The organism is Microcoleus sp. CAWBG58 (assembly GCF_020883045.1).
In the GTDB taxonomy this organism is placed as follows: domain Bacteria; phylum Cyanobacteriota; class Cyanobacteriia; order Cyanobacteriales; family Microcoleaceae; genus Microcoleus.
This window is the reverse complement of the sequence record NZ_JAHRFA010000029.1, coordinates 68,097-80,479: the sequence shown is the minus strand read 5'-3', so window position 1 is coordinate 80,479 and position 12,383 is coordinate 68,097. Positions and strand designations below refer to the sequence as shown.

The window sequence follows — 12,383 nt, the reverse complement described above, 5'->3', positions numbered from 1 at the left end:
TCTTCATGTCATTGCTCGAATGGATAAGGTTCTGCCAATTAAACCGGGCGTAGAGTCTAACTCATTGACCGGGTAATTCCATATATCTGTTTTCTTGTCAACTCTTAATACTGAACCGACGCCCTAGGTTTCAATCCTTTAATTTCACAACTCTATCCTTACAAACCTAAAAAAAACCAGAAAGATGTCAAATCTATTCTGCACATGACCAATTCTTTTGACTTGTACAGATTTGGCACGGATCTCGCCATCCAAGCATTTTATCAAGAGTTTCAAGATGATGCCAACGTAGAGTTGATCGTCAAAGATGGTGGCAAAAATCCTGATGCCATAACCGAACATATCATAAATATGGAAAGATAATTCGGCAAATTAAAGCCGAAAATAGAGATAAAGCCTAAATTTTTTACTAAAACAGAACTAGCGGATTTATACTTATCAGCAGATGCTTTTTTTGCTCCGTTTCGTGGCGAGGGTTTTGCGATTAACATTTTGGATGCCTTTGCTGCAGGTTTGCCAGTCGCGATGACTCTGTACGGTGGCCCGACAGAGTACGCAAATAGTGCTAACTGTTATCCCATTGCTCACGATCTAATTCCCGTCGGAGAATGTTACGATGCTCAGTATCTTAAAATTAGAAATGCTCCTCATTGGGCAGAACCAAATGTTCAGTCTGTTCGCGAACAGTTGCGAAAAATTGTGGAAGATCCCATGCGTTTTCAGGTAGCCCAAAAAGCTCGGGAGACGGCGGATTTATTTAATTGGGAAGCGACAGGCAAAAAATTGTTAAGATTAATGCGAGAGTTATTTTAGGAGCGGAAATTATGGGACTCGAACGCAAAATGTTTAGGGGAATGTTTTCGCCTAGTGAAGTGGTAAGATTGAAGCAGCCTTGTTTTACTCCTGGGCGATTGTTTGAAGCAGGAAATTATAACGCTGCCGATTTGCCGGATGTGGCTTTTGATATGGGTTTAGTAGATTATTTGCCGCCAGTCAAAGGCAAGAGTGCAGAAAATTTCAACGCCCCGAACCCCCAACCTCAAAACCTTGAGGACTAAACTCCCGCTAGCAGCAAGGACTTGAGTCCTAAACATTCCCTTTTGTAGTAAGGACTTCAGTCCTGAAAATTTAAATCATCAAAGACTCAAGTCCTGACTGCAAAAAATATCAAGTTAATTTAATTCAACCCTTTTGCTCAATCTGGGCAATTAACTCTTTCAAAACTTTACTAGCTTTATCATTTTCAATCTGACAAGTTCCCGCATTCCGGTGGCCGCCCCCACCATATTTTAACATTAACTCCCCAATATTAGTTTGAGAAGTTTTGTTGAAAATTGACTTACCAACGGCGAAAACAGTATTTTGTTGCTTCAGTCCCCAAAGTGCATGAATCGAGATATTGCACTCGGGGAACAAAGCGTAAATTGCAAAACGATTTCCCGCATAAATCACATCTTCGTTACGCAAATCTAAAACGACTAAACGATCGTAAACTTTGGCGCAGCGCTGTATTTGGTCTTCAAATTTCTCAGATTGCTCGAAGTAAAGGTCTACTCTTTCTTTCACATCAGGAAGCTGCAAGATTTCATCGATGGTATGATTTTTGCAGTAATCGATTAACTCCATCATTAACTGATAATTGGAAACCGTAAATTCTTTAAACCTGCCCAAGCCGGTGCGGGCGTCCATCAAGAAGTTTAACAGCACCCATTCTTCCGGTTGCAAAACCTCTTCTTTGGCAAATTGAGCGGAGTCTGCTTTGTCAACTGCTAGCATCATCGCTTCGGAAATATCAGGAAACTTTGCTTTGCCTCCATAATATTTGTACAGCACTCTGGCTGCGGAAGCTGCATAGGGGTCAATGATGTGGTTGATTTTGATTTTTTCATGTCTGAGAGTTTCGCTAAAATGGTGGTCGAAAGCTAGATGAACTCCCTCAACATATGGTAAATTGGTGGTAATATCGTTATTTGTTATTTCGATTTTTCCATCCTGCATATCTTTAGGATGCACGAATTTAATCTCGTCTATCATATCGAGTTCTTTGAGTAAAACGGCACAGACAAGACCGTCAAAATCACTGCGGGTGACTAATCTGTATTTTTTAGTGAGTGGCATATGCTTCTCTGATAGGCAGGGACTGATTATAAGACAATATAACTTATTACTCGATCGCTGGACAATATGAATGCAGACCCTTACGCTTGGCTAGAGAAGTCCCTGGACACTGTTCGCCGGGCCGATTGGTATCGATCGCCACAATCGATCGAAAGCTGTCCGGGGCCTGTGGTAACATTAGCAAGCCGTCGGCTGATTAACTTTGCCAGCAACGATTATCTTGGACTTGCCGGCGATGACAGGTTGATTCAAGCGGCGATGGCTGCAACTAAGGAATTTGGTACGGGTGCAACGGGTTCGAGGTTAGTTAGCGGGCATCGCGATTTGCACCGACAGCTAGAACTGGCTATTGCTAATTTAAAACAAACTGAAGACGCTTTAGTATTCAGTTCCGGGTATTTAGCGAATTTAGGGGCGATCGCATCAGTTGTCGGCCAGCGCGATTTGATATTATCTGACAAGTACAATCATTCGAGTCTCAAAAATGGAGCCATACTCAGCCGTGCAACAGCGCTAGAGTACAATCACTGCAATCTTGAAGATTTAAAAGCCAAGCTAGAGGAAAATCGCGTTAAATTCCGCAAGTGTTTAATTATTACCGATAGCGTCTTTAGCATGGATGGGGACTTGTGTCCGCTGCCGGAGTTGTTAGCTTTGGGCGAGCAATTTAACTGTATGGTATTAGTAGATGAAGCTCACGCTACAGGAGTTTTCGGTGCTAGCGGTGCCGGTTGTGCAGAACATTTCGGCTGTAAGGGATTGCCGCTAATTCAAGTTGGCACGCTTAGCAAAGCTTTGGGAAGTTTGGGCGGCTACGTTGCGGGCTCTGCTGCTTTAATTGATTTTCTCCGCAATCGAGCCGCAAGTTGGATTTATACTACAGCATTGACGCCGGCTGATACGGCTGCTGCCTTGGAAGCTGTGAGAATTGTACAGCAAGAACCAGAGCGCCGAGTTCGGTTGCAACAAAATATTGAAACTTTCAAATATGGGGCGATTACCAATCGCCAATTACCAATTAGCAATTCCCTCTCCCCAATTTTCAGTCTGCTGTTAAAAGATGCAGCCACAGCTTTGGCAGTTAGCAGCCAACTCAAGGAAATGGGTATTTTGGCTGTGGCGATTCGCCCTCCGACTGTCAGTGTCAGCCGCATTCGGATTTCGCTGATGGCAACTCACGAGCTCGCACACCTCAATCATCTGCTAGATGCGCTGGGGCAAGTTTTCAGTTTTGACTGAGGTATGTTGTTGCGCTTAAGCGCTTTTATCTATGTCAAAGAGCGCTTTCATCGCAACTACGTACCTTTGATTTCGCGCTATGCGTCTATATCCAAGAGCGCCCAAGCGCAACTACTTACCTAAGAGCGCCCAAGCGCAACTACTTACCTAAGAGCGCCCAAGCGCAACTACTTACCCAAGAGCGCTCAAGCGCAACTACGTACCTAAGAGCGCTTAAGCGCAACTACTTACTTTTTAAATTTTTGGAAATGTCAAGATATCGCTATTGACTTATGCCAGGGAGTATACTCTATTGTGGTCGATTGGTCAATAACTGTAAACTTTTTGTAAATTTAGATACTTTTTGAAATTTTGCGCTATATTAAAGAAGTCGGAGTTACACCAAATTTAATATAAGGAACGTTCACCATGAACACAAATCGCCAAAACGTAAAAAAAATCGCTGAAACCCACCGCGCTAACATTCAAAAGCAACTGATGCACCGCATCGACGTGGCCAGAGCCAGCGGTAATCAAGATTTGGTTCGGGTACTCGAAGATGAGATGAGACAGTTGTAAGTCGCTGCTACTAAAATTAGTCTGTAGTTTGGTTGAGAGGGTTGCGTGAGAAATGCAGAATTCCCGCAACCTCTACCCGATAATTTTTCAGTCCTCTCTTAGTTGGTAGAAAAAACCCCGGTTTCTTCAAGAAATCGGGGTTTTTTATGAGTTATTAGTCCTCAAATCATGTGCGGCAATCTAACGATAGGTTTGTAGTGAGGACTTTAGTCCTTTCTTAAACCAGCTAATCAGGCAGGAGTAAAATCCTTACTGCAAACCTGATGTACAAAGGATTATATGGTTTGTCGTGAGGATTTCAGTCCTTTCTTAAACCAACTAATCAGGTAGGACTAAAGTCCTTACTACAAACTCGATTGTGGTGCAAAAAAAAATGATTATCTGCCTCCGACTACAACATTTTTGATCCGTAAATGGGGGCCGCCGACGCTGACAGCTAAACCGCTTTGGCCACCTTTTCCACAGCCGCCGTAGGCATAAACTGAGTCGTTGCCGATCGACTCAATATCCTTTAAAGTCTGAAATACGTTGCCGCTTAACGTGACATCACTCACCGGTTCGGCCAATTTGCCGTCGCGAATCATGAAGCCTTCGGCTGCTGCAAAGGTAAACATTTCGCCGTTGGTTTGTCCTCCCAACATCCGTACTGCATAGACTCCTTCCTCAATGTCGCCCACCATTTCATCGAAAGAATGTGCGCCAGATTCGATCGCAGTATTAGTCATCCGCACCAACGGCATAAAAGTAGCGCTCAAGGCCCGGGCATTTCCCGTCGGAGCTTCGCCCATTTTGCCCGCAGTCTCGCGATTGTGCATTCTCGCTGCTAAAACTCCATTTTTAATTAAATGCTTGCACTGAGCAGGCACTCCTTCGTCGTCGTATTTGAGGGTTCCCGGCAATCCCGGCAATGTTGCATCGTCAATTACGTTCAATTGTTCGATCGCCACAGGCTTGCCCAAAGTCAACAATTCCTGCATTTTCGGGTTTTCGTAAATGCCGTCTGCTTCCGACAAATGGCCGAAAGCTTCGTGAATAAATACCCCCGACAAATAAGGGTCTAAAATCACTGGATACTGGCCGCCTTTTACCGGTTTTGCTTCTAATTGGCTCACCGCTCGAACGGCCGCACTCTTAACACGATCTTCAATATTTGTCAAGACATCGTAATCCGATCGCGAATGAATCGATTCAAACCCTTGACGGACGACACCACCTTCTCCACGGGCGATCGCCCCAAACCGCCCCGTCACGTCCAAACGCTCTTGAGCGATGCAAGTTCCTTGAGAATTTACAAAATAAGTAATCCCGAATCGATCGCTGTAACCGGCCATTGTGGTTTGAATTCGCGGGTCGATATCTAACAGCAATTGGTTGTAAGATTCGAGCAACTTGCGCTTTTCGGCTAAAGTAATCGATCGCGGATCGCGACCAAATTCCACGGCGACATAATCTTGAATCGGAGTTACATCTGCTAGTACAGTTTTTTCGCTACCTACCAAACGAGACTGCACGATAGCTTCTTCAATCCGGGCTTTTAATTCCGCTAAACCGTTAAATGTTACAAAACTCCAGCCGCCTTTGTGGCAGGCGCGGATGCCGCCGGCTAGACTGAAACTACGGTTGACTGCATCTAACTGAGGGCCGCGAAAACTAATGGCTGTTGACTCGCTTTGTTCGAGGCGAACTTCTAGATAATCTACTCGATCGCGGTAAGGTGCGATCGCTTCCATCAACTGTTCCTGCATCAAATTGCCCCTATGTAATGATTAGCGCCCAGCACTGACAAAAATTATTGCTAACCTTATTTTAGCCAACAAATCCCGTGTTTCGGGTGCGCGAGTCTGGAGTTGGGGAGATGGGGAGAGTGGGAGAGTGGGAGAGTGGGAGAGGGGGAGAAGGAATTGGTGTCAACAAACACGTCAAACGTAATTCCAGTCTTCTGTCTGGTGATTAATGCCAGATCCCCCCTAACCCCCCTTAGGTCGGGGGGGACAAGAAGCACTCAAAGTCCCCCTTCTTAAGGGGGATTTAGGGGGATCTGGCTTCTGCTGCGAACGAAAAATACAAAAGTTTTTGACCTTAAGTTGACACCAATGGGGAGAATGTGCGAGGGAATAGAAATAAACAATTTAGATGTACAGAAGCTTAGAACACACAAAACTCGTGCAGGCTTGTGAAAAGCCCCGTCTGCCGGAAATCTTGCATCTGCCTAGAAAAATGAAACTAAAATAAATATATCTAAAGACTTAAAAATATAGTTGAACTGCCGACAGATGGAATACTTTAAGCTGAAAAAATTCCAAATTTCACCGTATTTAGCAGCATTTTCGGCATTAGTAGCAATTTTGGTCGGAGTTGGCATTTTAGACCGATCGGAACAAGAGCGATTTTTGCAACACAACCGCGCTAGCACGATCGATCGGCTCAGCACAGTCCGCTCAAAGTTGGAAGGTTCTTTGAATTCCCGGCTATTTTTGATCCGGGGATTGGTAGCTGACATTTCCCACAACCCAAACATCACCGCAGCCGAGTTTGCAGCTACTGCGAGAATTCTGCTGGCACAGCAAACTGGCATTCGCAACATCACTTTAGTTAAAGGGACGACGATCGCCGATATTTATCCGAAGGATGGAAATGAAAAGGCGATCGGGGTTGACTTGATGGCGCTACCCAAACAGCGGCAAATGGTCAAAGATGCGATCCAAACCAGAAAAACTTTGCTTGCTGGGCCCGTGCAATTATTGGAGGGAGGCGTGGCCTTCGTCAGCCGATCGCCAATTTTTCTGACTCCCCCCGACGCCGAGCCCGAAACAGGAGTTTACTGGGGGTTGATCGGTGTGATCCTCGAAAAAAATGTCCTGCTTGAGGAGGCGGGACTCAACGATCCCTCAGCCAAGGTGCAATACGCTGTGCGGGGGAAAGACGCGAAGGGAGTGTCAGGCGAGGTGTTTTTCGGCGACGAGTCGATTTTTCAGAACAATCCAGTGGTGTTGGAAGTGATTTTGCCCAACGGTTCCTGGCAGTTGGCAGCAATTCCCGCGGGAGGATGGCCCGAGAATTCGCCGCTGCGGGGGTGGTTGCTCTCAGGAGGCGGCTTGCTGGCAGTTTTGAGCGGGGTGGCGGTTTTTACGGGGATGTACGGCCTATCGATGCTGCGATCGAGCGAAGCTAAGTACCGGCAACTGGTTGAGAACGCTAACAGCATGATTGTGCAGTTAGACAATGAAGGCAAGATTACTTTTTTTAATGAGTTTGCGGAAAATTTTTTCGGCTATTCACAAGCAGAAATTCTTGGCAAAAGTGCGATCGGCACAATTGTAGATCCGGCCACATTGTCGGAAAATCAGTTAGCCATAATGATTCGAGACTGTGTAGCACAGCCGGACAAATACTTCAAACACGAAAATGAAAACATCCGCCGCAATGGGGAAAAAGTCTGGATAGCCTGGAGAAACAAACCTGTGGTCGATTCCAAAGGGCGATCGATCGGGCTGCTGTTCGTCGGTACAGACATTAGCGATCGCATCCTAGCAGAAGCCGCGCTGCAAGCGAGCGAATCTCGCTATCGAGGGATTGTCGAAGACCAAACCGAACTTATTTGCCGTTTCTTGCCCAGCGGAGTTGTGACTTTTGTCAACGATGCCTACTGCCGCTATTTCAATAAATCGCGATCGGAGCTGATCGGCAATTGTTTTATGCCTTTGATTTGGGAAGAAGATAGAAACTTGTGCAGCGATATTTTCAATTCTTTAAGCCTACAAAATCCCGCTATTACCTGGGAACACCGCGTAATTCTCGACACGGGCGAAATTCGCTGGATACAGTGGACTGACAGGGCAACTTTTGACGATCGAGGTGCGGCGATCGAATACCAAGGAGTGGGGCGCGACATTAGCGATCGCAAACAAGCTGAACTCGCCCTGCAAGCTTCAGAAGCAGAATTGCGGGCATTGTTGGCTGCCATGAACGACGTAATTTTTGTGTTCGATATTGAGGGACGCTACCTGAAAATTGCCCCCACCAATCCCGAACCTTTGTACAAGCCGCCGGCGGAAGTTATAGGTCAAAAAATTCACGATCTATTCGATCCAGAAACAGCAGAATTATTTTTGGACAAAATTACGACCGCTGTCTCTACTAATCAAACTTTGAGTTGTGAATATCACCTGGAAATTGGCAGCGCAAAAAAGTGGTTTGCTGCTACCATTTCGCCAATGAAAGACAACACGGCTTTGTGGATTGCCCGGGACATTACCCAGCGCAAGCAAGCTGAAAATTGGTTGAACGGTCAAAAACAAATTTTAGAAATGATTGCTCAGGACGCAAGTCTTTGCGATACTTTAAATACTTTAATTAAAATTATCGAACAGCAATCTAAAAATGTCATGGGTTCGATTTTGATTCTAGCTCCAGACGGCAAACATTTGCTGCACGGAGCCGCGCCCAGTTTGCCAGAAAGTTATAATGCTGCTATTAATGGAGTAGCCATCGGCCCGAATGTCGGTTCTTGCGGCACTGCTGCCTATCGCTGCGAACAGGTGATCGTTACAGATATTGCCAGCGATCCTTTGTGGCAAGACTTTCGAGATTTAGCCTTGAGTTTTGGACTGAGAGCTTGCTGGTCTACTCCTATTGTCTCATCTGGGGGTCAAGTTTTGGGAACTTTTGCCATGTATTACGCCCAACCGCGCACTCCCCAAAAATTTGAGCTGCAATTGATAGAATCTGTCAGGCATTTAGCAGGAATTGCGATCGAGCGGAAACAGGCAGAAGAAAGTCTCAAACAGCTCAATCAAGAACTAGAAAATAGAGTCGAACAAAGAACTGCTCAATTGATGCAAACTGAAGAACGCTGGCAGTTAGCGCTCAAAGGTAACAATGACGGCATTTGGGATTGGAACTTGCAAACAAGAGAAATATTTCTGTCCGATCGATTTAAGGAAATCACCGGATACGAACAAATCGGAATGCTCGATTACTTTGACGAATGGAACAGAAACACGCATCCCGATGATTTAGCTTTAGTAATGCAAGCTTTCCAAGACCATTTAGACAAAAAAACGCCGCATTACATCACCGAATACCGCTTGTGGTGCTACAAAAGCACCTACAAATGGATACTCAGTCGCGGACAAGCTTTGTGGGACGCATCTGGAAAAGCAGTCCGCATCGTTGGTTCAATTACTGACATCACGGAGCGCAAACAAGCAGAGGAAGCACTGCGGAAAAGTGAAGCAAGATTCCAAAAGCTGTCGGCTAATTTGCCGGGAATGATTTATCAATGTTTGTTGCGTGCAGATGGCTTTGTCAGTTTCCCTTACATCAGTCCTGCTTCCCGAGAAATGTTTGAGTTAGAACCAGACGCTGTGCAGAAAAATTCCGCTTTGCTAATAGATTTGGTTCATCCAGACGACCGCCAACACTATCACGAATCTGTGGCTGTTTCCGCCCAACAATTGCAACCTTGGCAGTGGGAAGGACGGCTGGTGCTTCCTTCCGGCAAGATGCGCTGGTTTCAGGTAATTTCGCGTCCTGAACCTCAAGCAAACGGTGATATTCTTTGGGACGGCATCACTACTGATGTTACGAATCGCAAACAAGCTGAGTTAGCTTTGCAAGAGAGCCAGCAGTTTATTCAAAAAATTGCCGATGCTACTCCCGGCATTTTGTATCTCTACGACTTGGAAGAACAGCGAAATGTCTATGCTAATTCTTCTATGGGCACGCTTCTTGGCTATACATTTGATGAAATTAAAGCGATGGGTTCATCACTAATGACTCAGTTAATTAACCCCGAAGATTTGCCAAAAGTTTTGGAATATCACGCGAGCTTTGCAGAAATTAAAGATGGCGAAATTAGGGAAATTGAGTACCGGATGCTGGCCGCAAACGGTGAATGGTTTTGGCTGCAAAGTCGGGATACTATTTTTACCAGAAATTCTCAGGGTAAGTCAAAGGTAATAATTGGATTTGCCCAGGATATTACGACTCGCAAACAAGCTGAGGAAGCTCTGCGACAAAGCGAGGCGCGAGAAAGAGAAAGAGCTACAGAGCTAGAGTCAGCGCTGCGGTCATTGCGCTCTGCTCAATCTCAACTCATTCAAACTGAAAAAATGTCTTCTTTGGGGCAATTAGTTGCAGGCATAGCCCACGAAGTTAATAATCCGGTTAACTTTATTCACGCTAACATTTCTTATCTACACCAGTATACTACACAGTTGCTGGATCTGCTGAATCTTTACGAACATGAGTATCCCGAACCTAATGCAAAAATTGTCGATCGCATTGCAGAAATTGATTTGGATTTCATGACTGAGGATCTAAGAAAACTTGTAGGTTCGATGCAGGTGGGAACCGATCGCATCCGGCAAATTGTGCTGTCGCTGAGAAATTTCTCGCGGCTGGACGAATCGGCAATGAAGCCTGTCGATATTCACGCGGGAATTAATAGCACTTTGTTGATTTTGCAGCATCGCTTAAAGAGTCACGACAGGCGCCCGGAAATTGAGGTAATTAAGGAGTTCGGGAATCTGCCGCCGGTGGAGTGCTATGCGAGCCAACTGAATCAAGTGTTTATGAATATTATTGCTAATGGAATTGATGCTATTGAAGAACAATATCACAAGTTGTCAGTTCAAGAAGCAGTGACTAAGAGCGGCCGGATTGTGATTTGCACTGGTGTCACGGCCCAGAGCACTGTGAGGGTGGAAATTTCGGACAATGGTACGGGGATTCCGCAGGCGGTGATCGATCGCATTTTTAACCCGTTTTTTACAACAAAAGCTGTGGGGAAAGGTACTGGTTTGGGAATGTCGATCGCGCACTCGATTGTGGTAGAAAAGCACAAGGGCAAGATTGACTGTTTCTCGGAAGTCGGAGGGGGAACGACTTTTGCGATCGAAATTCCGATCGGCAAAAGCTAGCTATCTGTAGGTTTCTTAGGTACGTAGTTGCGCTTCAGCGCTCTTCGAGGATCTATGAAAGAGCGCTTAAGCGCAACAACGTACCTTGATGAGAGTTGTAGATATTGTAGGGTGCGTCAGCTCAAAGCCTAATTTTCAGGTGGGGAGAGGGAAGTGCCGATCTGACGCACCCTACAAATCAGACTGTCAACTGTCAACTGTCAACTCTTCCCTATGTTATACCGACTAAGATAGATGCAAGCTGCTGAGAAAGCGGTGCTGCTTGAAACCTTTAATTGTATAAAAACTGACATGATGGGATTAATCCTGGAAGCGATCGCAGCAATGGGACAGAATGTCCGCTGGATGTCTTGGAATTTGTTTTTAGGTTTAGTACCGCTGGCGTTGAGTTTTTGGCTCTTCCGCAAACCTCGATCGCGCTGGCTGCTGTGGGGTACGTGGGTTCTCCTAGGCGCTACTTTTTTGCCTAGCACGCGCCATGTTGTGTCGTATCTCAAGCACATTGTGCAAGATGTGGGCACAACTTACGTTTTGGGGGCGATCGCGATTACGCTGGCACTAATGGCTTTAGATATCTGGGTGCTGCGACAGCGCGGAGTTCGCTCTCTCCGCTGGTGGGGCGGTTTTTTCTGGTTTATCGCGTTTTTGCCCAATGCACCCTACGTTTTAACTGATATCATTCACCTGATAGAGCAGATTAAAGACGGAAACACGGTGTGGACTGTAACTCTGGCTTTGATTCCGCAGTATCTGGTGTTTATGCTGGCGGGATTTGAGGCATATGTACTTTCGGTGATGGGTTTGGGTTACTATCTGAAGCAACAGGGTTGGGGTAGATTTATTCTGGCAACGGAGATAACTATACACGCACTTTCGGCGATCGGCATTTATTTAGGACGATTTATCCGGTTCAACACTTGGGACATTCTGGCGAATCCCGATGCCTTAGTTAACACCGTCATGAATGATCTGATTGGTAAGCGTCCGGTTGTAGTAATGGCTGCAACATTTGTCGTCATTGCTGTTTTGTATTGGGTATTCAAGCAAGTTAGTTTGGGGATTAGCCACCGATTTTATTACAATCTATCCTCCTCGGAGTCGATCGGCGAAACCGCCGCTTCTGCCGATCCCATAGATTTGAGATTTTAGATTCACCCCACAACTAACCTACAAACTGTTTGCGTCTCCACAACTTAAATCGGAAAACCAGTCTTCCTCTTTAAGTAAGTTCAACAGTTGACAGTTGACAGTTGACAGTTGACAGTTGACAGTTTAATAGCGATCTCTACCCTTAAGTACGAGGATTGGAATAATCAATAGTCTGATTTTAATTTCTCCCGATCGGGCGGGCTTTCAACCAATTCTTTCTGGTAAGATCGTGTCCCCTAAAATAACCGTTATCAGGTAGGTTCGAGCGTTTGGACTTCAGTCTTCATGAAAATTTGAGGACTGAAGTCCGAGCGCTCGAACCAATTTAATTGTAGTCGTGACAGCGCACCTCATATAGCAGTCCTAAATCATTTGTGAGTTTCTTACTCCCTCCCC

Annotated in this window: 9 protein-coding genes; 7 read left to right on the top strand and 2 right to left on the bottom strand. The window is 45.6% G+C overall.

Annotated elements, in window-relative coordinates:
• Positions 1-204 precede the first annotated feature (204 nt).
• The 3 genes from QZ918_RS15325 to QZ918_RS15315 are packed head-to-tail and all read left to right on the top strand — an operon-like array spanning position 205 to position 1,058.
• Positions 205-363 (top strand): hypothetical protein, encoded by a 159-nt coding sequence (locus QZ918_RS15325; RefSeq protein ID WP_293336416.1) that lies wholly within the window; start codon positions 205-207, stop codon positions 361-363.
• 21 nt (positions 364-384) lie between these two features.
• A complete protein-coding gene (locus tag QZ918_RS15320) occupies positions 385-813 on the top strand; it encodes a glycosyltransferase (RefSeq protein WP_367275350.1) in 429 nt (142 codons plus the stop codon).
• Positions 814-824: 11 nt separating this feature from the next.
• Positions 825-1,058 carry a hypothetical protein gene (locus tag QZ918_RS15315; protein ID WP_293143588.1) on the top strand — a complete coding sequence of 78 codons (234 nt, stop codon included), beginning with the start codon at positions 825-827 and terminating at the stop codon, positions 1,056-1,058.
• A gap of 124 nt (positions 1,059-1,182) precedes the next feature.
• Here the strand turns inward: QZ918_RS15315 and QZ918_RS15310 are convergent, their stop codons facing one another.
• Complete coding sequence (locus QZ918_RS15310) at positions 1,183-2,118, bottom strand: DHH family phosphoesterase (RefSeq protein ID WP_293336414.1); 936 nt, start codon at positions 2,116-2,118, stop codon at positions 1,183-1,185.
• Positions 2,119-2,184: 66 nt separating this feature from the next.
• On the opposite strand from QZ918_RS15310, the gene bioF reads away from it, so the two are divergent.
• Both bioF and pirA read left to right on the top strand, forming a co-directional pair.
• A complete protein-coding gene (bioF, locus tag QZ918_RS15305; protein WP_293336412.1) occupies positions 2,185-3,357 on the top strand; it encodes an 8-amino-7-oxononanoate synthase in 1,173 nt (390 codons plus the stop codon).
• A gap of 408 nt (positions 3,358-3,765) precedes the next feature.
• The gene (gene pirA, locus QZ918_RS15300; RefSeq protein ID WP_293336410.1) at positions 3,766-3,915 is read left to right on the top strand and encodes an arginine synthesis PII-interacting regulator PirA; all 150 of its coding nucleotides are present in this window, start codon (positions 3,766-3,768) and stop codon (positions 3,913-3,915) included.
• 377 nt (positions 3,916-4,292) lie between these two features.
• Here pirA and QZ918_RS15295 read toward each other — a convergent pair whose 3' ends face one another.
• Positions 4,293-5,660, bottom strand: a complete 1,368-nt coding sequence (locus tag QZ918_RS15295) for a TldD/PmbA family protein (protein WP_293336408.1) — start codon at positions 5,658-5,660, stop codon at positions 4,293-4,295.
• A 528-nt stretch (positions 5,661-6,188) separates the two neighbouring features.
• Here QZ918_RS15295 and QZ918_RS15290 point away from each other — a divergent pair.
• Together QZ918_RS15290 and QZ918_RS15285 are read left to right on the top strand one after the other, a co-directional pair.
• Entirely contained in the window at positions 6,189-10,838 is a 4,650-nt protein-coding gene (locus tag QZ918_RS15290) for a PAS domain S-box protein (protein WP_293336406.1), read from the top strand.
• A 291-nt stretch (positions 10,839-11,129) separates the two neighbouring features.
• Positions 11,130-11,987, top strand: a complete 858-nt coding sequence (locus QZ918_RS15285) for a DUF1361 domain-containing protein (protein WP_293336404.1) — start codon at positions 11,130-11,132, stop codon at positions 11,985-11,987.
• The last annotated feature ends 396 nt before the right edge of the window (positions 11,988-12,383 follow it).

Bases quoted from the DNA above. Each gene is read 5' to 3' on its own strand.
- QZ918_RS15325 (WP_293336416.1), top strand. From the start codon at position 205: ATGACCAATTCTTTTGACTTGTACAGATTTGGCACGGATCTCGCCATC.
- QZ918_RS15315 (WP_293143588.1), top strand. From the start codon at position 825: ATGGGACTCGAACGCAAAATGTTTAGGGGAATGTTTTCGCCTAGTGAA.
- QZ918_RS15310 (WP_293336414.1), bottom strand. From the start codon at position 2,118: ATGCCACTCACTAAAAAATACAGATTAGTCACCCGCAGTGATTTTGAC.
- bioF (WP_293336412.1), top strand. From the start codon at position 2,185: ATGAATGCAGACCCTTACGCTTGGCTAGAGAAGTCCCTGGACACTGTT.
- pirA (WP_293336410.1), top strand. From the start codon at position 3,766: ATGAACACAAATCGCCAAAACGTAAAAAAAATCGCTGAAACCCACCGC.
- QZ918_RS15295 (WP_293336408.1), bottom strand. From the start codon at position 5,660: ATGCAGGAACAGTTGATGGAAGCGATCGCACCTTACCGCGATCGAGTA.
- QZ918_RS15290 (WP_293336406.1), top strand. From the start codon at position 6,189: ATGGAATACTTTAAGCTGAAAAAATTCCAAATTTCACCGTATTTAGCA.
- QZ918_RS15285 (WP_293336404.1), top strand. From the start codon at position 11,130: ATGATGGGATTAATCCTGGAAGCGATCGCAGCAATGGGACAGAATGTC.